The sequence below is a fragment of the Pseudaestuariivita rosea genome (genome assembly GCF_017592335.1).
Classification (GTDB): domain Bacteria; phylum Pseudomonadota; class Alphaproteobacteria; order Rhodobacterales; family Rhodobacteraceae; genus Parasulfitobacter; species Parasulfitobacter rosea.
This window is the reverse complement of record NZ_JACNMP010000030.1, coordinates 15,439-35,355: the sequence shown is the minus strand read 5'-3', so window position 1 is coordinate 35,355 and position 19,917 is coordinate 15,439. Positions and strand designations below refer to the sequence as shown.

Sequence of the window (19,917 nt, the reverse complement as noted above, 5' to 3'; positions counted from 1 at the left end):
CGCGGCATGGTTCTCGCTATGATGCAGCAAATGTCGTAAGAGCGGTCATTGACATCCAATCTGTGAGGTGAAAATCAAACCGCCCTTTCGCCGCAACCCGGATTAACTATCGAGGAGCGGACAAAGCGAGCCTTCGCTGCGGCGGCTCCAAAGTCCGCTTTAGCCTGACCGCCTTAAGCCAGGAAAATTTGCCTACATTGGCGAAGTCGAGTTTTTTTCATGCGAGCGAAAGTGGTTGCCTTTCTATAAGCTGCTCAACCAAGCTTCGGGCAGGATTTGTCTGAAGGCTCACGCTGGCTTCCCGCCAATTTCCTTTGTCATCTCCGTTGATTCAGAAAACCCAAAGATGGCTCTGAGCGGCCCCATATTCGTGACAGACGTTTCTGTGAACCCTTGCCTCTCATAAAGCGCTCGGGCGCGAGGGTTGGTATCGATCACATCGAGTCTGACGCGGTGCAATCCCATGGAGGATGCCCGCGCTTCAATTGCTTGCAGCAATGCCTGGCCAACCCCACATCCGCGGGCCTCGGGCTTGACGAAAATGCCGTCCATCAAAAGCGTTCCATCCGCACATTCCCGTTCGAGGACCTGAAGCGTGAGGCCGCGGAGAACCGCGCCGAAGTATCCATAGACCAGTGCCAGATCATCAAACCTGCCAACGATAAACGCCCCATTGGGTGTCTTAAATCCGGCGGCACCGAGAAAGCTTCCGTCCTTGGACACAGCGCTGATGGCGTAAGTCGGATCAAGAACGCTCTTAACAAAGGGAACGGCCTTGGCCTCTGGTCCCAAGGGGTAACGAAGCTTTCTTGCGAATGCGCGCCAATAGCCTTCTGCGATCTGCTGGCGGTGCTCGGACCTAAAACCGTTTTCTACTTCAAAAGCTCTGGGGTGTTGAATGATCGCCAAATTCGGGCCTCATCAGTTTTTGTGAAAAACAAGAATGATTGGTGGTTCAGGCAGGCGCGTATCTATCGGTTTGTGCCACTCCCGATTATCCAGTCTGCGATTGTGTTCAGGGCATCTGGCGCGAATGCGAAACGACCTTCAACGATGAAACGGGCCTTCGCCCGAAAGCTCCAATCCTCGGTCAATTGCCAATTGTATTGGGGTGATTTCAAAAGGGCATGCGTCGCCTCCGGCCAGATGACGATCTGGGTTCTTGGGGAGCGGCGGACCAGTATCTGTTGGTAAATCGAAGCGTTTGCCGTCGGATGAACGTTCAAATCCTCGGCTCCCCAAATTGCTAAGACAGGAAGATCAAGCTCTGCTAGCGCAGCCCTCGCATCCGCGTTCCGATTGGTGCGGATAAACTGCCAGCGATCTGCCGACATATCCGCACGGCTATTGGCAGCCACCGCGTTTGGTCCAAAAATATACTCGTTTTCAAGGTTTTGCTGGGCTATCGCGGTATCGATAGTGATTGAACTATGCCCCGCCGCTTCCAAGCGTCTGCGCGTGTAGTATTCTCCCTGATCCCGCCACGAAACTGCTGCACCGACCAAGACCAAGAAGTCTGCGTCGTCAGGCGTTAGCTTCGGCAGGACCCAACCGGCTTGTGAAAAACCCATCGCGCCGATCGGGACGCCGTCGAACTGCTGCTGCAAAAGGTGCAGACCTGCACGGACCTCATCAGCGCGATCGGCCATGGATTGGTGTAGCCAGTTTCCATCCGATTGCCCGATACCGGGTTTGTCCCAGGATGCCACGGCAATCTGCCGGTCGAGCAACGTGTTGATCATCGGCGCGTACCCGCCCCCTGAGGTTCGATCTTGCGGGCCGTCTCCATGCACAAGTGCCACGACAGCAGCTGGCGTTTCATTTGGCAGCCAAACCGTGCCTGACACGGTTTTCCCCGACGTTGTAAATGTAAGGCTTATGGTATTGCGGTCAGCAAGATCGTGATCAGCCAGCCGCCACAGGATCAGGGCGATAATAGCCAGCACAAAGAAACAGGCGATTAGAAATAGGCGCAAGGTGAGACCCCGTGCTGGTTGCGTTCGCACGCATGATGATGACTACAGACCGTAGCGTCTGATGGAGATTGACTGCAGAGTTTGTTAGACATCGATGCGCAACTGCTCGGCTGGCTTGCGCTTGATGAACTCGGCTTCGATCCATCGCAAAACCCGGCGTTGCCCACCAAAGGCGACCATCTCTATCGCGTCCGAGAAACTGACCCATTGAAAGGCGCTATGCTCCTGGTTCAGTGTCACCTCTGCCGCGTCGTCAATGAAAGCAACAAAGACAGGTGCCACGGCGATTGTGTTTCGCGTTGGTTCGTAGAACTGCTCACAGATATCAGCGGAATAGAGACTGTCGGGCACCAGCCCCGTTTCTTCGACAAGCTCGCGCAGCGCAGTCTGCCATGCAGTTTCGCCTTCTTCGATCTTGCCGGCGACCTGACACCATTGATCGACTGGAGGATGGGAGCGCTTCATCAACAGCACTTGGTGCCCACCATTGTTGACGCGGATAGCAATGAGCGACGCAAGGTAGGGACTGACTGGAATATCGGCCATTTTACCCTCTGCCATCCGATATGTTCTCAGTGGGTGGTGTGGGGTGCCACCCCGGTGGCTGAACGAGGTATCCCAAACCCGCGCGGAAACTGCCCGCACGCTGAATGTCGCGATAGAGCCGTGCGTATTCCTTGAAATTGATCGCCACCGGGTTGTGAGTCTCGATCGGGGTTGTGATGCCATACTTTACGGTTGCTATTTCTGGCGCGTAGGTTCCAAAGAGCCGGTCCCACAGGATGAGAATGCCGCCGTAGTTCTTGTCGATGTATTCGGGGTTTTGCCCGTGGTGCACACGGTGCGCTGAGGGGGTATTGAACACACGGTCCAGCCAGCTAAGCTTGCCTACCTTTTCAGTATGGATCCAGCTTTGGTATGCGAGAACCACCGCTAGGCCGACAATGGTTTCCACCACACTGAAACCAAGAAGGATCATGGGTATGAAGAATATCCATTCGATCAACGCATCCATCCATGAAAGACGCAAAGATGTTGAGAAGTTGAACTCTTCAGAGGAGTGATGAACGCTGTGGTTTGCCCAGAACAATCGGATTCTGTGTTCGGCACGGTGCATCCAATAGTAAGTGAGGTCAGCGGCAAGGATTGCTGCGGGAACTGTCCACCAGCCGTTCGCAAGATTAAAAACCGCGAAGTCTGAGGCAACAACCAATCCAAGAATGAAGATCAAGCCATAGATAGTGCGCTCAAGCAGGGCAGATACGATGGCAATCGCACCGTTGGCCAACGTATCGCGTATGTTTGAGCGCTGGCCGCGCACCGCATCCCAAACAGTTTCCGAAACCAGTGCGATGATAAACGCTAGCCCGAGAATTTCGACGATGCCAAACAGGGTTTCAAAAGATGCGAACTCTTGATCAATTGTGTCCATTGGCTTTCCTTTCCGAGCAAGAGCTGCTATATATTGAATGAACGATCGTTCACTCAATTAATAGGAAGATGACAGCAATGCAAGAGCAAAGCGATGACGATAAAGAAAAACCGCTGGCTAAGCGCGCGCTGACGACGCAAAAACGCAGGAAAGAGATCGTGGAGGCTGCGGCTGCGTGCTTCATAACACAGGGATTCCATCAGACCAGCATCCGCGACATTGCAAAGCGCGCAGGAATAAGCCTTGGCAACCTCTACAACCACTTTAGCAGCAAGACAGACCTAATTGCCGAAATCGCGGTCCTTGAGTCCGACGATCAAACCGTGGTCAATGACATCCTGTCCGAAGACGGCAAAGTTCAGGACATCCTTGCGCGGTTCATAGCAGTGCACTTCGACGAACTGTCCAAACCGGAAAATGCGGTGCTGGCGGCTGAGATCACATCCGAAGCCATGCGTAACCCCCAAATTGCCGAACCGTTTCTAGAAAACAGGGCGCAATTAGTGGCCAGGCTTGCTAGCGTGCTAATCTCTCCAGACCTGAACTACCCCGAAGACACCACCGAGATGGCTGAGTTAATCCTCACGCTTGTCCAGAGCACTGCCGCGCGAGCTGCGTTCCAGCCCGGTCGAAAACAAAAGGCCACACTCGGCGCTCTGCAATCGAGTGTCTGCCGATTGGTTGGACTCTCAGACTAAGCTTCACGACAGCGCGTGGAGGCAAACCCGCGACTTGTCGGCTTTTCGAGATGGCAAACCGAGCAGACATCAAAGCCGTCATCGGTCGACTGCGCAGCATTTTGAAATTTGGGCTCTCAATCAGATTTCGCCGCCTACCTCCTGAACATCGGCTTAATGACACCCAACGGCAGCGCTCCGACCGGGCCACTGAAAATTCATGGTTCTAGCGACCTTGGCAAATGGCCGGTCTGGTTCAACCTGCCGCAACAGCATTGCTGCATAAGCATCAGGCCGTTCTGAGCCCGAAGTGTTTGATGCTGCGCGACGTACAAATGTCCGGTTTGAAAAAGCAGGCCGGATGGCCACTTTAGTCAACTCCACATGAAGGCTGCGTCGAAAAGAAATCTCAGCGGAGAGCCACGTCGCTAGCAGAACGCAATTGCAGCTCCGGTGCGAAGCGAAGCACTGCAGGCTTCTTTCAACACTAGCGCTGAATAGCTGGCAATTGGTTGTACGAGCCACAATGGATCTTCGGGATTGGTTTGATCGCTGTCCATGGCGTTCCACAGACTCTCAAGTTGCGAATCTACTCCCTGCGGAATTTCCAACAACTCAATCAGGACATCCAGTTCGGCATCTAGGCGCTGCACTGACCCGACAGGCCAAATAGACTTCGTTTCTTCGCGCATAGTGGTTGGGACCAATGGAACGGAAAAATCAATTGGAACATAGTAGCCTTCCGCGTCTGAATGGCACACAAGATGGCTGAAAGAGGGAGGCTCTTTGACATTGGTTTTGCCAAGCAGCTTTGCAAAGAACCCAATTCTGTTATCGCTATCTAGAAACGGCAAAACCGCATCGAATAGCTTGTCGCTATTTGATGATTCTTCTCGTCCAGTCAATCGCGGGGTGCGCGGCAACGGTTGCTTCTGCCATGCCAGTCCCGCGACCTCGCGGAGCGCGTGTAGCCCAGAATAGCCGTAACCATCTGCCGACCAGACTTCACAGTCTGTGGGTTCGATGTGTTGATCAAAACCGGCTTTGGCAAGAACATTATTTATCTCTTCAAAGTGACCGATAATCGGCCCTGCCCCTTCACTGTCGTGTTCAAGTAGGTCAGTAAGAATGCCGACTGTAAAACTAAGCCCCACTAAGAAGTCCTCCGTTTTCAAATGGTTGGAACAATAACTTCTTTTCTTCAAGTATCAATGGTTAAGGCACAAAGGGGTCCGCTTCTGACCGTGGGCGATTATGGGTGAGTTGTCCAAGCAGACATTCATCTTTCCTGGATTAATGTTCGCATTGTCCCGCATCTCGTTGATTGGTTGATTGCAAATTGCTGCACTGTCGATGAATGGCCGGTTTCCTTGCTGCGCGGCAGCGTCGATTTTTCCGCCCCTGTGGTACGTTGGTGCTGTCAACGCGCGCAGCACCAATTCGCTTAGAGTGTCATTCCGCCCCGTCGCGCAACGGTTCTCGTTGTTTGCTTAGCGTAGGATTCCACACTCTCCCGCAAAGGACCCCTGAGACGTAGCGCATGGTCGGTCGAGACGCGGCCTCTGCGATCGCCTCTGCGTCATTCGCATCGTTCTTTTGACGCTTTACGAACGGCTTAACATAAACAGGTGGGATTAGCCGGATATCATGACCAAGGCTCCCAACCTCGTACCCCCAATGATGGGATGTCGCGCAGGCCTCCATCGCCACAATACAACGTGGAAGTTTGCTCAAAAACGTGACCAATTGTGGGCGGGACAACTTCTTGCGAAAGACGACAGAGCCATCGGGCGCAGCCCCGTGCAATTGAAAGCTCCGTTTTGCCAAGTCAATTCCTACTATGCTAACGTTCTCCATGGATGCTCTTCCTTTGTATGACAGTTTAAGATGCTATCATTCTGGCACATTGAGATGCCGCCGGGTGGGGCATCCACCCCATCATTGATGTATTCAAAGATGGCGATCTCAGTGTCGCGACGAGTGCGCCAGGAGCGTTGCCACAGCAGGTCCGCCTTGATCGTCTTGAAGAAGGTTTCCAGGCAAACCGACAGTCAACACTGTCACTAGGGCGTACAAAGCAGCTTTAGGGTGGAGTCCTCGAACAGCTGTAGGTTCATGAGCATTGAGGTTGGAAGCTTGGCGTAGAGATGATGACGAAAAACGGCCACGCCGCGCCATCGGTCTCAAGATCCCGGCCGAACTATTGAAATCCGCACAAGATACCTGCCTAATAACCTGATCCTGCGGCAGATGCTTTGACAACGACCGTAGGCTCGTTTGGTAGCACAACAATACCTGAACAGAACTCAACTATAGTGGCAGAATCCGCAGTGAGTGGGCCAGTTTTCTTGGTGAGCATTTAAAGACCATGATTGAGCTCAGTGTGATGCTCCACTAAGTAAAAAGGCTTGCGTGCTTTTCGAAAGCTTTTTCCATCTCCAAATGGCTTCGACATCTATCGCTTGACATTGCGTCGCTGATCATTCCAAGTCCTCTATGTTGGTGCCTGCGTTTGCAGGTGAAAAGGGAATGTGCGGGTGGTTTCAAACCGCCCAGTACAGCCGCCCCCGCGACCGTGACCGGATAGGTCATCCATTGCCACTGGCGTGATGCTGGGAAGGTCGGATGACACTCAGGGACTTACCCTGATCTCCGCAAGCCGGGAGACCTGCCATCATCTTTGACGAAACCGGACGGGGTGTTCCGGGTGTCGGGCGCAAAGGCTGCATCCGCCATCTGACCTTCGTTCCATGTATATGGGACCGAAACATGACCAACCAACCAAAGCCAGCCGAGCTTCTGGTCTGCGTGAAATGTCGCCACCAGGAAGAAATACCCGAGGACGAGGCGCGACCGGGCGAAGTTTTATACAACGCGCTGAACAATACATCCGTGCCGCCAGCCATTAAAGTGACCCCGGTTGAATGTCTTTCGAACTGCTCACAGGGCTGCACGATCGCGCTGCGCGGTGCAGAACGGTGGAGCTATGTCTACGGCAATCTGGATGCTGCGGAGCATCTGGATGTTATCCTTGAGGGGGCGTCCCGCTATCAGGCGACGACCGATGGTCTGGTGCCATGGCGCGAACGCCCCGAACATTTCCGCAAAAACTGCATTGCACGTATCCCACCGCTGGAGGTCCAAGATGTCTGATCTGACAAAAACCCCCGTCACTGTCGTCACCGGTTTTCTTGGGTCAGGGAAGACGACGCTGATCCGGCATCTGATGAAGAACCCTCAGGGCAAGCGCTTGGCGGTTGTGGTGAATGAATTCGGCGATGTGGGCGTCGATGGTGACATTCTGAAAAGCTGCGCGATCCCCGATTGCCCCGCCGAGAATATCGTTGAATTGGCCAATGGCTGCATCTGTTGCACGGTGGCGGACGACTTTATCCCGACGATTGAGGCGCTGATGGCGGTAGAACCGCGGCCTGAGCATATTCTGATCGAAACATCCGGGCTTGCGCTGCCGAAACCGCTGTTGAAGGCTTTTGATTGGCCTGACATCCGGTCGCGCATCACCGTGGACGGTGTGATCGCCTTGGCCGATGCCGAGGCGGTCGCCGATGGGCGGTTTGCCCCGAATGTGACGGCTGTGGATGCGCAACGGGAAACGGACGAAAGCCTGGATCACGAAACGCCTTTGTCTGAGGTGTTTGAGGATCAGATCAGTTGTGCAGATATCATCCTGCTGACCAAGCCCGATCTTGCCGGTGCGGACGGCGTTACCAAGGCCAAAGCGGTGATTGAGGCCGAGGCCCCACGTCCCCTACCGATCGTTGAGGTTGCCGAGGGCATTGTTGACCCCCGTGTGGTTCTTGGGCTTGAGGCCGCTGCGGAAGACGATATCGCCGCACGCCCCAGCCATCATGATACACACCATGATCACGACCACGAAGACTTTGAAAGTGTCGTGATTGACATGCCTGAGGTTATGGACCCAGCAGATTTGGTGGCACGGATTGAAGCATTGGCGCGCACGCAGAACATCCTGCGGGTTAAGGGCTATGTGTCGGTGCAGGGCAAACCGATGCGGTTGTTGATCCAAGCGGTTGGCGCGCGTGTGCGGCATCAGTTTGATCGTCCTTGGGGTCCCAATGAAGCGCGTCAGGGACGCCTGGTGGTGATTGCCGAGCACGATGATATCAACAGCGAAGCCATCCGCAGGGCTTTGCTGGACCCTGTCGCAGCCGAATAAGATCATAGCCGCATGCACGTCGTTTTTCGCGAAAGCCACGGTTTAGAGGAAACCGAGACCCCCGTTGATCTGGGCCAAAGCCCGGCTGATCTGGTGGTCTTGTCACTCTCGGATAGCGACCTTGGGGCTTTTGCGGCGGCGTGGCATCGGGGCGGCGGGCCAGAGGGGCGTCTGCCGACCTTGCGGCTGGCCAATCTGGCCGCGCTGAAACACCCGCTGTCGGTTGATACTTATGTTGAACAGACGCTACACGGCGCGAAGGGCATTCTGATCCGGCTGATCGGTGGGTTGCCCTATTGGTCCTATGGGCTGCAACAGGTGCAGGCGCTGGCCAAGGCCAAAGGTATCGCGCTGGCGGTCCTACCCGCCGATGGGCGCGAGGATACGCAACTTGATGCGGTCTCGACCCTGCCGGTTTCGACCCTGCGACGGCTGTCGCATCTGTGTGATACGGGCGGTGTGCTCGCGGCTCAGTCTGCTTTGGCGCAATTAACGCTGGCGGCCGGGCTTTACGCGGGGCCGGTGAGTGGCGCGAAATCGCTGCCGCAGGTGGGTGCCTGGACGCCAGAACATGGGGTGTCCTGCCCTCTGATCTTACCGCAATCGGATCAGCCGCTGATCATCGTGACATTTTATCGGGCCTATCTGACGGCCGCCGATCTGGCCCCTATCGAGGTGCTCTTTACCACACTACGCAGTCGTGGTTTTCAGGTGCTTGGGCTTTTTGCGCCTTCACTGAAGGCACCCGACGCAGCAGGTTGGATCGCACGGCAAGTCCGGCACCTGCAACCCGCTGCAATTGTCAATGCAACCTCATTCAGTGGTAAGGGCGAAAATGGTGCGTCGCCCTTGGACGCGGGCGAGGTGCCAGTGTTTCAGGTGGCCCTTGCGACCTCAACCCGCGATGCCTGGGATGAGGCTGAGCGCGGCTTGTCCCCCGCCGATCTCGCAATGCATGTGGTCCTGCCCGAGCTTGACGGTCGGTTGTTCGCCGGTGTCGCGTCCTTCAAGGAACCGCAAATGCGCGACCCGCAACTGGAGTTCGCGCGCTATGCCCACAGCCCCGATGCGGCACGGATCAAGGCCATTGCGGATAAGGTCAAAGCCTGGACTGATCTGGCCGCATGCTCGGTGCAGGAACGTAGGCCAGCCCTGATCCTGTCGACCTATCCGGGCAAGGACTGGAACATGGCCCATGCCGTTGGTCTTGATGCTATCGCCTCGGCCAATGCGATCCTGTCAGACCTTGCGGCTGACGGATATGATGTTCACTCAGACGGCATAGCATTGCAGGATGCTCTGATGAAACGGGGCATTCGTTGGCCTCTGTCAGCCTACAAAGAGGCACTGAAATCCCTGCCCGCGTCCTTGCAGGATGATCTTCAAACCGCATGGGGCCCGCCCGAAGAGGACCCCGATTGCATCGATGGTGCCTTTTGTTTTGCCGCACTTCACCGGGGCGCCGCGATTGTCGCGTTGCAGCCAGAACGCGGCACGCCAGCGCTGCGGGATCAGGAATATCACGACCTGATGCGCACGCCACGTCACGGCTATGTCGCCTTTTATCTTTGGCTGCGCCAGCGGTCTGACGCGCTGATCCACATCGGCGCCCATGGCACATTGGAGTGGCTGCCCGGTAAATCCGTGGCCTTGTCCGATACCTGCTGGCCCGAGGCGCTGATTGGCGCGATGCCGGTGCTTTACCCCTTCATCGTCAATGACCCGGGTGAGGCCGCGCAGGCCAAACGCCGCATTGGGGCCGTCACGCTTGGCCACATCCCACCGCCGCTTAAACAAAGTGGCACACCGGATCGACTGGTGCGGCTTGAGGCGTTGTTGGATGAATTTTCCAACGCTGACGGGCTCGACCCAAAACGCCGCGATCGGTTGCAAAATGATATCCGGGACGAGGCGCAGGCGCTTGGTGTTGAAGCTGATCTGGGCCTGGATCAGGCCAGTTGCCCGGCCGAGGCGATCACACGCATCGACCGCTTTGTTTGCGACGTGAAAGACAGCCAGTTTGGTGAGGGGCTGCATATTTGGGGACGCGCACCTCAGTCAGTCCCGCCGTTTGATATCAGCGCAGCTATCGCTTCGGAAAGGCGCGCTTTGACCGATGCGCTGAACGGCAGGCGTGTTGCGGCGGGGCCTTCAGGCTCACCCTATCGCGGGCGTCAGGACGTGCTGCCCACCGGGCGCAATCTGTTCACCACCGACCCGCGCTCGGTTCCGACGCGCAGCGCCTATGCCCAGGGGGTCAGGCTGGCCGATGATCTGGTGCGCCGGCATTTGCAGGATCATGGCGACTGGCCGCGCGGCTTGATCGTCGATCTATGGGGGTCGGCAACGATGCGGACCGCGGGCGAAGAATTTGCCATGGCGCTGCATCTTTTGGGCGTGTGGCCCGTTTGGGATGCAGGATCGGAACGGGTGTCGGGGATCGAGGTTCTGCCAATCGCCGAACTCGACCGCCCCCGCATCGACGTGACATTGCGCGTCTCGGGCCTGTTTCGGGATGTGTTCCCGACGCTTTCGGCGCTTTTTAACCAAGCTACGCGCGCCTTGTCCGAAAGGGATGAGGCCACCGACTGGAACCCCTATGTTGGTCAGAGTACCGCCCACGTTTACGGACCCGCACCCGGCAGCTATGGTCTTGGCATGGGAGCGATGATCGAGGACTACAGCACAGATGCACGCGACCGCGCCGGGGCCGCCTGGCTGGCCGCCAGCGCGTGGGCGCTGGACGGGGACAAGGCACAGAAAGACGACACAGGACTTAAGCAGCGTGTGGCGGCCGCAGACAGCTTCGTCCATCTGCAGGATTTGCCAGAAACTGATCTGCTGCTGGCCAGCGACTATGCCGCGCATGAGGCAGGATTCGCCGCCGCGAAAGCGCTGACCGGCGGACAGGCCGCGCTTTACCATCTTGATAACACCAACCCCGACGATCCACGTACGCGTACGCTGACCGAAGAAATCGCCCGCGTCGTTCAGGCCCGCGCGGCGCATCCCGGTTGGTTAGCCGGTATGAAAAACCACGGCTTCCGCGGGGCTGCCGAGATCGCGGCGACGCTTGAACATATGGCGGCTTTCGCCCATCTGGCCGGTGTCGTCGCCCCGCATCTGTTTGATCTTTATTACGAGGCGACATTGGGTGACCCAGAGGTCGCTACGTTTCTCGAACGTGAAAACCCCGGGGCCTTTGCAGCGATGCAGGACCGGTTTACTGCACTTGATGCCGCGGGTCTTTGGCAAAGCCGCCGCAACTCGATCCGTGCAGCGTTGCAAGAGGCGCGCGCATGACTGCCCCGCAGGTCAAGGGCTGGTGCCCCGGGGCTTACCGGCCGATGATGTCTGGTGACGGCCTGATTGTCCGCGTGCGACCTAAGCTGGGCCGGGTTGAGCGGGGGCAATTGCACGGTTTATGCCAGCTCTCTACAAAGTACGGCAATGGCCTGATCGACCTGACAAATCGCGCCAACATACAACTGCGCGGGCTCAAGATGGCCGATCATGATGCCGTGTTACAGCAACTGGCAGCGCTTGACCTTTTGGACGCCTCGCACGATCTGGAAAACCGTCGGAACATCCTGATCCAGCCTTTTTGGCAGACAGGCGACGTTACCCACCGTTTGGCCACCGCGTTAACCGACCGCCTGGCAGGTCTGCCGGACCTGCCAGCAAAATTTGGATTTGCGATTGATACCGGGCATAATCGCCTGCTAAATGGCGCTTCAGCTGATATTCGGATTGAAGGAATGAGCGGCCAGCTGATCATGCGGGCCGATGGGGCCCAGACCGGGCAAATTGTTTCCGAAGAAGAGGCCATCGATGCCATGATCACACTGGCCCGCTGGTTTGCCGATCATGCCGGGCCGGATGTCAGGCGAATGAGAACTCTGTTTGATGCAGCACCAGTGGCCGCGCAGGATGACCCTTTGCAACCCCAAAACACACCCTATGGCCAGCTTGTTGGTCTGCCTTTTGGTCAGATCGAGGCAGCCGCTCTGGAACCTCTTTTAGACCAGATCACAGCTGTCAGACTAACGCCATGGCGGATAATGCTGCTGGAAGAGGTCGCTGATCTTACGAGCGAGGCGCTGATCACCACACCCGATCATCCGCTGCGTCGTGTCGATGCATGCCCCGGCGCGCCGTTCTGTGACAGTGCACACGTCGAAACCCGCGCCTTGGCACGCAGTCTGGCGTCGCATATAAGCGGTACGCTGCACGTATCGGGGTGCGCCAAGGGCTGCGCGCGGGCACGTCCGGCGGATATCACGCTGGTTGGGCGTGACGGGCGGTTTGACATTGTGCGACAAGGAACTGCAAAAGACAGACCTGAGCGAACCGGCATCCTGCCCGCAGATATCCACGCAAATCTTGATTGAGTCCGATGCCCTACACCTATGAAACCGACGGCGCCGCCATCTATCGCCAGTCTTTTGCCACCATCCGGGCCGAGGCCGATCTGGCCGGGTTTGGACCGCAGGAAGAAAAGGTCGCTGTACGCATGATCCATGCGGCCGGGATGGTAGGGCTGGAAAAACACATTCGCTTTTCGCCGGGCTTTGCCACAACCGCGCGTCAGGCTCTGGAAGCGGGCGCGCCGATCTTATGTGACGCTCGGATGGTCAGCGAAGGTATCACGCGACCCCGATTGCCCGCGGACAACGCGATTATCTGCACCTTGCACGACGACGGCGTGCGCGATCTGGCAGCGCAGATGGGCAACACACGCTCTGCCGCAGCACTTGAGCTTTGGCGGCCCCACCTTGCAGGGGCTGTGGTTGCTATCGGCAATGCCCCCACCGCGCTTTTTCATCTGCTCAACATGCTGGAGGACCCCGATTGCCCCCGTCCGGCGGCCATCATTGGTTGTCCCGTCGGCTTTGTGGGTGCCGTTGAAAGCAAAGACGCGCTGTGGGCCGCGCAACCCGTTCCATGCTGCATCGTTCAGGGGCGGCTTGGGGGCAGCGCTATCACCGTCGCTGCTTTGAATGCCATCGCGAGTCCCATTGAATGAACCGCCAGGTCACAACAGGCACCATCTATGGCGTGGGGCTAGGCCCCGGTGATCCCGATTTGATAAGCGTCAGGGCGGATCGCCTTGTGCGTACAGCCCGCCATGTTGCCTATTTCCGTAAAGCTGGACGCCCAGGTCAGGCGCGCCGGATTGTCAATGACATGCTGTCACCCGATGCGGTCGAGATACCAATGGAATACCCGGTCACGACAGAGATTCCCCTGCACGATCCGGCCTATAACGCCTGCCTTTCAACTTTTTACGTCGACTGCACTACGCGGCTGCAAAGCCTGGCAGAGGCCGGTGAGGATGTAGTCGTTCTGTGTGAAGGAGACCCGTTTTTCTATGGCTCGTTCATGCATCTTTATACACGGCTAAACGGCAAAACGCCGATTCAGGTTGTACCCGCCATCACCGGCATGTCTGGCGCCTGGACTGCGACCGGGGTGCCCGTCACCTGGGGCGATGATGTGATGACCGTTCTGATGGGGACATTGCCCAAGGATGATCTGATCCGGCATATGCAGGCCGCTGACGCTCTGGTCATTATGAAAATCGGTCGAAATATCGACAAGGTCCGTGATGCCTTGCATGACTCTGGTCGTTACAATGACGCCTGGCTGATTGAATATGCCACGATGCCGAACCAGACGGTCACGCCTTTGGCTGGTGCCGAGAGCAAAGTGACCCCCTATTTCTCGATCATTGTCGTGCACGGCCAGGGACGCAGACCATGAGCGGTTGGGTCGCTGTTGTGGGTCTGGGACCTGGGTCTGAAGCGCTTGTGACGCCCGAGGTCACGCAGATTCTGGCTGAGGCGACAGATGTTGTGGGTTACATCCCCTATGTCGCCCGCATCGCCGAACGGCCGGGTCTGGCATTGCATGCCAGCGACAACCGGGTTGAGATCGACCGATCCCGCCATGCGCTGCAGATGGCTGCGGAAGACAAGCGCGTTGTCGTCGTGTCATCCGGTGATCCAGGCGTTTTTGCTATGGCCGCCGCGGTGCTTGAGGCCGTCGATCACGGCCCACCCGATTGGCGCAATCTGGATATCCGCATTCTGCCTGGCATCACCGCTATGCTCGCCGCCGCCGCCCGTGCAGGTGCGCCTTTGGGCCATGATTTCTGCGCAATTAATCTGTCGGATAACCTAAAGCCGTGGTCTTTGATCGAACAGCGGCTTCGTCTGGCGGTGCAGGCGGATTTTGCGATGGCGTTTTATAATCCGCGTTCAAAGACCCGGCCAGAGGGGTTTGCGCGTGCCCTCGATATCCTGCGTGAAGCCTGTACGGACGATCGACCCGTGATCTTCGGGCATGCGATCTCGACAGCCGACGAAGAGCTTCGCGTCGTACCATTATCGCAGGCGCAGCCACACATGGCCGATATGCGCACGATGGTCATCGTCGGATCATCGCAGACAAAGATCATTACAAGGGATGGCCCTCCACTGGTCTACACCCCACGATCGGTGCCGGTATGAGCGACCCAATCCAGCACATCCTGCACACTGAAAACTTCATGCCTGGGTGGGATATCTGGCCGGTCGATCATAGTCACCGGCAGGCCCAACTCACGCGCGGCTTCAATCTTGGCATAGGCGCCTTTTCCGCCCGCGTTTTTCGACAGAACACAGTCAATCTCAAACCTTTGCATCAGGGCTTTGTCATCCGCCGTGGTAAACGGCCCGCGCGAGACGATGACGTGGTGGTCCGGAAACGGCGGGGGCGAGGCTGGCGCATCGACAAGGCGCAGCAGGTAGAAATGCTGCGGATTGGGCGCGAATTCGGCCAGATGCATCCGTCCAACGGCCAGCATCACGCGCCGGGCGGGGCCTTGCAATGCGGCACAGGCTGCGGGGATATCCGGCACGCTCTGCCAGCGATCACCGGCAACTGGCGTCCATGGTGCGCGGGTCAGCGCGATCAGCGGCATGCCAGTTTGGGCACAGGCGGCAATGGCATTTCGGCTCATCTGCGCGGCAAAAGGATGGGTGGCATCGATAACATGTGTGACCCGCTGATCCTGAAGGTAACTGACCAAACCCTCCACCCCCCCAAACCCCCCGATCCGACGGTCAATCGGCTGACGCACCGGGCGTTCCACACGACCGGCGAACGAGATCACGGCGCGCAGCCCTGCCTGATGCACAGCACCCGACAGGGCCGTCGCCTCGGTCGTGCCGCCGAGGATCAGAAGGTTGGGCGCGATGTCTGACATGCCGTGGCTCACACTTATTGGTTTGGGCGAGGATGGAACTGAGGGCCTTTCGCCCGCAAGTCAAGCCGCTCTGTCCGAAGCTGACGTCATCATGGGGCCACCACGCCACCTTAACCTGCTGCCGGACGATGGTAAAACCCGCCGGATCAGCTGGCCAGTGCCGTTTGCGGATGGCATCCCTGAACTGTTGAGGCTGCGCGGCACGCCTGTTGCCGTCCTGGCCTCGGGCGACCCGTTCTGGTTCGGGGCGGGCAGCGTGATCACCCGCGATCTGCAAGCGCACGAATGGTGTGCTTTTCCCGGACCTTCCAGCTTTTCCCTGACCACTGCACGGATGGGCTGGCCACTGGAACAGACAACCTGTTTTGGTCTGCATGCAGCCCCGTTTTCACGCCTGCGTCCCCATCTTGCGCCTGACGCGCGGCTGATCGTTCTTTTGCGTGATGGCCAAGCGGTTCACGATCTGGGCGCGTATCTGACCAATCAAGGCCTTGGTGACAGCGCTCTAACGGTGTTTGAGGCACTTGGCGGTCCGCGGGAAAACCGGACAGACACCCGGGCCGATGCACTATCGAAGCATGCGTTTTCCCACCCGGTGTGTGTCGCACTGACGGTGATGGGCAAAGGTAGGGCGCTGCCAAAAACCTCTGGTTTGCCAGACGATTTTTTCGACCACGACGGCCAGATCACGAAGGCCCCCATGCGCGCCGTGACCCTGTCCGCCCTTGCCCCGCGCAAGTATGAGCGACTGTGGGATATCGGCAGCGGCTCGGGGTCCATTGCCATCGAATGGCTGTTATCTGATCCAACGACCGAGGCCATCGCGATTGAGGCACAATCCGATGGGGCGGAACGGATAAGGACCAACGCCAACACCCTGGGTGTGGACCGGTTGCAGGTTATCACAGGAACGGCGCCTGAGGCCCTGGGCGACCTGCCTGCGCCCGATGCTGTGTTCATTGGCGGCGGATTGTCCGAGGCATTACTGCAGCATCTGCAAGAAACGCTGCTCCCCGGCACGCGTTTGGTGGCAAACGCTGTGACGCTTGAGGCTGAGGCGTTGTTAACCTATTGGCAGGCCAAACTGGGCGGCACCCTCTTGCGGGTCGAACTGTCGCGCGCCGGGCCGCTTGGGGCAAAGCGCGGCTGGCAGACCGCCTATCCTGTTGTGCAATGGAGTGTTACCCTATGATTATCGCAGGGTTCGGATTTCGCGCGGCGGCGTCATCGGCCAGTCTGCAAAACGCACTGACCAAAGCGTCGCGAGACCACAGGCCAGACGCGGTTGCGACCATCGCAGATAAACTGGACGGCTTGCGCCCTTTGGCAAAGACATTGAACGTATCGCTGATTTCCGTATCGCCTGCAGAGCTGAGCACACAGCATACACCAACGCAGTCCAAAGCATCCGATCTAGCTTGGGGCACGGGCAGCGTGGCCGAAGCAGCAGCCCTTGCTGCGGCAGGCCCGGATGCGCGATTGGTGGGGCCAAGACATATTTCAGACGACCGGATGGCCACCTGCGCCATCGCTATCGGAGGACCCATATGACGGTTCATTTTATCGGTGCCGGTCCCGGTGCACCGGATTTACTGACCCTGCGGGGACGCGATCTGATCGCCGCATGCCCCGTCTGCCTTTATGCAGGCTCGCTGGTGCCCGAGGCAGTTCTGGCCCATTGCCCGGAAGGCACGCGGATCATCAACACAGCATCCATGGACCTTGATGCGATCATTGCTGAGGTGCAGAACGCCCATACTGCCGGGAAAGACATCGCACGGCTTCATTCCGGTGATCTGTCGGTCTGGTCCGCTATGGGTGAACAATTACGGCGACTAAAGGCGCTGGATATCCCGTTTACAGTCACGCCCGGCGTGCCGTCATTCGCCGCCGCTGCTGCTGCGCTTGGAGCCGAATTAACGCTGCCGGGTGTCGCACAGTCCGTCGTGCTGACACGGACGCCTGGTCGCGCATCTTCGATGCCAGCGAGCGAAACCCTGCAAAACTTTGCGGCCACGGGCGCAACACTGGCCATTCATCTGTCGATTGGGAATGTTGCGCAGGTCGTCTTGGACCTGACGCCCGCTTACGGCGCCGACTGCCCTGTCGCGGTCATCTATCGCGCCAGCTGGTCGGATGAACGCATCCAACGCGCGACGCTTGAGACAGTGGAACAGGTACTTGATCCCGACATAAAACGCACCGCTCTGATCCTTGTCGGTCCTGCGCTTGAGGCCAGCGATTTTGCGGAAAGCTGCCTTTATGCCGCCGATTACGATCGCCGCTATCGCCCGCAATCCGCAGAAAGCCCCTGGGTCGGGTGGAGCCACGGCGATGACTAATCCCCCCGGGCTTATGATATCAGCCCCTGCCTCGGGCACCGGCAAGACGACTGTGATGCTGGGTCTTCTGCGGGCGCTGGTGGATGACGGTTTGACCGTGCAGCCCTATAAAAGTGGGCCTGATTACATTGACCCGGCCTTTCATCTGGCCGCGACTGGTCGCGCATCTTTCAACATGGACACATGGGCCATGGATGACACGTTGCTGGCGGCCGTTTCGAAACAGGCGGCTGGCGCTGATATGATCGTGGCTGAGGGCTCCATGGGTCTGTTCGACGGGGTGGCAACGCGTGGCCAGGTGGGCTTTGGATCCAGCGCCGAGACCGCGGCGCGCATGGGGTGGCCCGTGGTTCTGGTGATCGACGTCAGCGGACAGGCGCAATCAGCGGCGGCGACGGCCCTTGGCTTTGCCCGCTATCTGCCTGATCTGCCCTTTGCCGGTGTGATCCTGAACCGCGTCGCTAGCCCCCGACACGAACGCCTGACGCGTCTTGGGATGGAGCGTGCGGGCTTGCCCGTTCTGGGCGCTTTACCTAGGCGTGGTGATCTGAAACTGCCGGAACGGCATCTTGGGTTGATCCAAGCGGTCGAGCATCCTGATCTTGAGGCCGCCATTGCCGGGTACGCCACATTCCTGCGGGATCATGTCGATCTGTCTGCGCTTAAGGCTGCGGCCGCATCCGTCGAAACCACAGCACAGGGCGACCTGCCTAAGCCCCCGGCACAACGCATTGCACTGGCGCGGGATGCTGCGTTTTCCTTTACCTACCCCCACCTGATCGAGGGTTGGCGGGCCGCTGGTGCTGAAATCCTGCCATTTTCGCCCTTGGCTGATCAGGCCCCTGATCCGTCTGCCGATCTGGTCTGGTTGCCCGGCGGCTATCCCGAACTACATGCGGGCACTTTGGCGACCGCCGACCAGTTCCGCACCGCTTTGCGCAAACATGCGGAAACCAAGCCAGTCCATGGGGAATGCGGGGGATATATGGCGTTGGGCGAAACCATGATCGACAAGGACGGGCTAGCGCATCAGATGGCAGGCTTGCTGGGCCTTGTGACCAGTTATGAAAAGCGCAAGTTCCATCTGGGCTATCGCCGCGCCGTTCTGTCGGCGCCACTGCCAGGTTTTCAAGCGGGGACCGCTTTGCGTGGACATGAATTCCACTATTCAACCATCATCGAACAGCCCGATGCCCCTTTAGCCCAAGTCTTTGATGCCGATGGTAATTCCGCCGCTGAAACCGGATCCCGCCGCGGCACGGTCAGCGGCACGTTCTTTCACCTGATCGCGCAGGAGGCCCCGTGACAGGGTTTGTCAGCTTTGTTGGCTCTGGCCCCGGCGACCCAGAGCTTCTGACGCTGAAGGCCGTGGATCGCCTGAAACAGGCCGATGCTGTGCTGTTTGATGATCTGTCCGCAGGTCCGATCCTTGCCCATGTGCGTACCGGTGCCGATCTGGTGGGTGTTGGCAAGCGCGCCGGGCGACTTTCACCAAAACAAGACCACGTCAGCCGTTTGCTGGTGGATTACGCCCGTGAAAAGCAGCGCGTCGTGCGTCTGAAATCCGGCGACGGTGGTACGTTTGGACGGCTTGAGGAAGAACTGACAGCCCTCAACGCCGCCAGCATTTCTTATGAGATCATTCCGGGTATCCCATCAGCCTGTGCGGCTGCAGCTGCTGCCGGCATTCCACTGACCCGACGCCTGACCGCGCGGCGGGTTCAGTTTGTGACAGGGCACGACGTCACCGGCGCGCTGCCTGATGACCTGAACCTGTCTGCCCTTGCCGACGCAAACGCGACGACGGTGGTTTTCATGGGCAAGCGCACTTTTCCCAAGCTCGTGAACATGCTTATCAGTCACGGCATGGCCCATGATACGCCCGCTTTGCTGGCCGAAAACGTCAGTCTGCCGGATCAGACCCTGTACCGCGACACAGTCACCGGTCTTGCTGCAAGAATTGCGCAGGACGTGGGCGATAAACCGGCACTGATCCTCTACGGGTCACTGGCCGATATTTGACTTGCCCGACAGGTCAAATCC

The 19,917-nt window shown here is 58.1% G+C and carries 19 protein-coding genes, 1 pseudogene and 1 riboswitch; of the genes and pseudogenes, 13 read left to right on the top strand and 7 right to left on the bottom strand.

The window, feature by feature from the left end; translation table 11 throughout:
- Window positions 1–288 precede the first annotated feature (288 nt).
- From H7848_RS15985 to H7848_RS15970, 4 genes are all read right to left on the bottom strand, one after another.
- A complete protein-coding gene (locus H7848_RS15985; protein ID WP_208353443.1) occupies window positions 289–909 on the bottom strand; it encodes a GNAT family N-acetyltransferase in 621 nt (206 codons plus the stop codon).
- A gap of 62 nt (window positions 910–971) precedes the next feature.
- Window positions 972–1,976: an alpha/beta hydrolase gene (locus H7848_RS15980; protein WP_208353440.1), complete on the bottom strand. Its 1,005-nt coding sequence runs from the start codon at window positions 1,974–1,976 to the stop codon at window positions 972–974.
- 84 nt (window positions 1,977–2,060) lie between these two features.
- On the bottom strand, window positions 2,061–2,522 hold the full coding sequence (locus H7848_RS15975) for an NUDIX hydrolase (RefSeq protein ID WP_208353438.1): 462 nt from the start codon (window positions 2,520–2,522) through the stop codon (window positions 2,061–2,063).
- A 1-nt stretch (window position 2,523) separates the two neighbouring features.
- Window positions 2,524–3,408 (bottom strand): sterol desaturase family protein, encoded by an 885-nt coding sequence (locus H7848_RS15970; RefSeq protein WP_208353435.1) that lies wholly within the window; start codon window positions 3,406–3,408, stop codon window positions 2,524–2,526.
- A 77-nt stretch (window positions 3,409–3,485) separates the two neighbouring features.
- On the opposite strand from H7848_RS15970, the gene H7848_RS15965 reads away from it, so the two are divergent.
- Window positions 3,486–4,106 (top strand): TetR/AcrR family transcriptional regulator, encoded by a 621-nt coding sequence (locus H7848_RS15965; RefSeq protein ID WP_208353433.1) that lies wholly within the window; start codon window positions 3,486–3,488, stop codon window positions 4,104–4,106.
- Between the two features lie 407 nt (window positions 4,107–4,513).
- On the opposite strand, the gene H7848_RS15960 is transcribed toward H7848_RS15965, so the two are convergent.
- On the bottom strand, window positions 4,514–5,260 hold the full coding sequence (locus H7848_RS15960; RefSeq protein ID WP_208353431.1) for a hypothetical protein: 747 nt from the start codon (window positions 5,258–5,260) through the stop codon (window positions 4,514–4,516).
- Window positions 5,261–5,612: 352 nt separating this feature from the next.
- Window positions 5,613–5,942, bottom strand: a pseudogene (locus H7848_RS15955) (IS110 family transposase); the annotation flags it as partial.
- A gap of 626 nt (window positions 5,943–6,568) precedes the next feature.
- A riboswitch (cobalamin riboswitch) is annotated at window positions 6,569–6,775 on the top strand.
- A 79-nt stretch (window positions 6,776–6,854) separates the two neighbouring features.
- On the opposite strand from H7848_RS15955, the gene H7848_RS15950 reads away from it, so the two are divergent.
- The 7 genes from H7848_RS15950 to cobJ are packed head-to-tail and all read left to right on the top strand — an operon-like array spanning window position 6,855 to window position 14,795.
- The gene (locus H7848_RS15950) at window positions 6,855–7,238 is read left to right on the top strand and encodes a DUF1636 family protein (RefSeq protein WP_208353428.1); all 384 of its coding nucleotides are present in this window, start codon (window positions 6,855–6,857) and stop codon (window positions 7,236–7,238) included.
- Entirely contained in the window at window positions 7,231–8,283 is a 1,053-nt protein-coding gene (gene cobW, locus H7848_RS15945) for a cobalamin biosynthesis protein CobW (protein ID WP_208353426.1), read from the top strand. The genes H7848_RS15950 and cobW overlap by 8 nt, the downstream gene beginning before the upstream one ends.
- Before the next feature lie 12 nt (window positions 8,284–8,295).
- Window positions 8,296–11,586 carry a cobaltochelatase subunit CobN gene (gene cobN, locus H7848_RS15940; protein WP_208353423.1) on the top strand — a complete coding sequence of 1,097 codons (3,291 nt, stop codon included), beginning with the start codon at window positions 8,296–8,298 and terminating at the stop codon, window positions 11,584–11,586.
- Complete coding sequence (locus H7848_RS15935; protein ID WP_208353421.1) at window positions 11,583–12,674, top strand: cobalamin biosynthesis protein CobG; 1,092 nt, start codon at window positions 11,583–11,585, stop codon at window positions 12,672–12,674. The genes cobN and H7848_RS15935 overlap by 4 nt, the downstream gene beginning before the upstream one ends.
- Window positions 12,675–12,679: 5 nt before the next feature.
- Window positions 12,680–13,309: a precorrin-8X methylmutase gene (locus H7848_RS15930; RefSeq protein ID WP_208353419.1), complete on the top strand. Its 630-nt coding sequence runs from the start codon at window positions 12,680–12,682 to the stop codon at window positions 13,307–13,309.
- Window positions 13,306–14,046, top strand: a complete 741-nt coding sequence (locus H7848_RS15925) for a precorrin-2 C(20)-methyltransferase (protein ID WP_174139980.1) — start codon at window positions 13,306–13,308, stop codon at window positions 14,044–14,046. The genes H7848_RS15930 and H7848_RS15925 overlap by 4 nt, the downstream gene beginning before the upstream one ends.
- Window positions 14,043–14,795 (top strand): precorrin-3B C(17)-methyltransferase, encoded by a 753-nt coding sequence (cobJ, locus tag H7848_RS15920; RefSeq protein WP_208353417.1) that lies wholly within the window; start codon window positions 14,043–14,045, stop codon window positions 14,793–14,795. The genes H7848_RS15925 and cobJ overlap by 4 nt, the downstream gene beginning before the upstream one ends.
- Here cobJ and H7848_RS15915 read toward each other — a convergent pair.
- Entirely contained in the window at window positions 14,768–15,523 is a 756-nt protein-coding gene (locus tag H7848_RS15915) for a cobalt-precorrin-6A reductase (protein ID WP_208353447.1), read from the bottom strand. The two genes, cobJ and H7848_RS15915, sit on opposite strands and share 28 nt — an antisense overlap.
- Here H7848_RS15915 and cbiE point away from each other — a divergent pair.
- The 5 genes from cbiE to cobA are packed head-to-tail and all read left to right on the top strand — an operon-like array spanning window position 15,522 to window position 19,896.
- Complete coding sequence (gene cbiE, locus H7848_RS15910) at window positions 15,522–16,724, top strand: precorrin-6y C5,15-methyltransferase (decarboxylating) subunit CbiE (RefSeq protein WP_208353415.1); 1,203 nt, start codon at window positions 15,522–15,524, stop codon at window positions 16,722–16,724. The genes H7848_RS15915 and cbiE overlap by 2 nt on opposite strands.
- Window positions 16,721–17,083 (top strand): cobalamin biosynthesis protein, encoded by a 363-nt coding sequence (locus tag H7848_RS15905; protein WP_208353414.1) that lies wholly within the window; start codon window positions 16,721–16,723, stop codon window positions 17,081–17,083. The genes cbiE and H7848_RS15905 overlap by 4 nt, the downstream gene beginning before the upstream one ends.
- On the top strand, window positions 17,080–17,874 hold the full coding sequence (gene cobM / locus H7848_RS15900; protein ID WP_208353411.1) for a precorrin-4 C(11)-methyltransferase: 795 nt from the start codon (window positions 17,080–17,082) through the stop codon (window positions 17,872–17,874). Before H7848_RS15905 ends, cobM begins: the two co-directional genes overlap by 4 nt.
- Window positions 17,867–19,180 carry a cobyrinic acid a,c-diamide synthase CobB gene (locus H7848_RS15895; RefSeq protein ID WP_208353409.1) on the top strand — a complete coding sequence of 438 codons (1,314 nt, stop codon included), beginning with the start codon at window positions 17,867–17,869 and terminating at the stop codon, window positions 19,178–19,180. The genes cobM and H7848_RS15895 overlap by 8 nt, the downstream gene beginning before the upstream one ends.
- Entirely contained in the window at window positions 19,177–19,896 is a 720-nt protein-coding gene (gene cobA, locus H7848_RS15890; RefSeq protein ID WP_208353407.1) for a uroporphyrinogen-III C-methyltransferase, read from the top strand. Before H7848_RS15895 ends, cobA begins: the two co-directional genes overlap by 4 nt.
- Window positions 19,897–19,917 lie beyond the last annotated feature (21 nt).

Bases quoted from the DNA above. Each gene is read 5' to 3' on its own strand.
- H7848_RS15950 (WP_208353428.1), top strand. From the start codon at position 6,855: ATGACCAACCAACCAAAGCCAGCCGAGCTTCTGGTCTGCGTGAAATGT.
- cobW (WP_208353426.1), top strand. From the start codon at position 7,231: ATGTCTGATCTGACAAAAACCCCCGTCACTGTCGTCACCGGTTTTCTT.
- cobN (WP_208353423.1), top strand. From the start codon at position 8,296: ATGCACGTCGTTTTTCGCGAAAGCCACGGTTTAGAGGAAACCGAGACC.
- H7848_RS15895 (WP_208353409.1), top strand. From the start codon at position 17,867: ATGACTAATCCCCCCGGGCTTATGATATCAGCCCCTGCCTCGGGCACC.
- H7848_RS15965 (WP_208353433.1), top strand. From the start codon at position 3,486: ATGCAAGAGCAAAGCGATGACGATAAAGAAAAACCGCTGGCTAAGCGC.
- H7848_RS15975 (WP_208353438.1), bottom strand. From the start codon at position 2,522: ATGGCCGATATTCCAGTCAGTCCCTACCTTGCGTCGCTCATTGCTATC.
- H7848_RS15905 (WP_208353414.1), top strand. From the start codon at position 16,721: ATGATTATCGCAGGGTTCGGATTTCGCGCGGCGGCGTCATCGGCCAGT.
- H7848_RS15970 (WP_208353435.1), bottom strand. From the start codon at position 3,408: ATGGACACAATTGATCAAGAGTTCGCATCTTTTGAAACCCTGTTTGGC.
- H7848_RS15930 (WP_208353419.1), top strand. From the start codon at position 12,680: ATGCCCTACACCTATGAAACCGACGGCGCCGCCATCTATCGCCAGTCT.
- cobM (WP_208353411.1), top strand. From the start codon at position 17,080: ATGACGGTTCATTTTATCGGTGCCGGTCCCGGTGCACCGGATTTACTG.
- cobJ (WP_208353417.1), top strand. From the start codon at position 14,043: ATGAGCGGTTGGGTCGCTGTTGTGGGTCTGGGACCTGGGTCTGAAGCG.
- H7848_RS15925 (WP_174139980.1), top strand. From the start codon at position 13,306: ATGAACCGCCAGGTCACAACAGGCACCATCTATGGCGTGGGGCTAGGC.
- cbiE (WP_208353415.1), top strand. From the start codon at position 15,522: ATGTCTGACATGCCGTGGCTCACACTTATTGGTTTGGGCGAGGATGGA.
- H7848_RS15935 (WP_208353421.1), top strand. From the start codon at position 11,583: ATGACTGCCCCGCAGGTCAAGGGCTGGTGCCCCGGGGCTTACCGGCCG.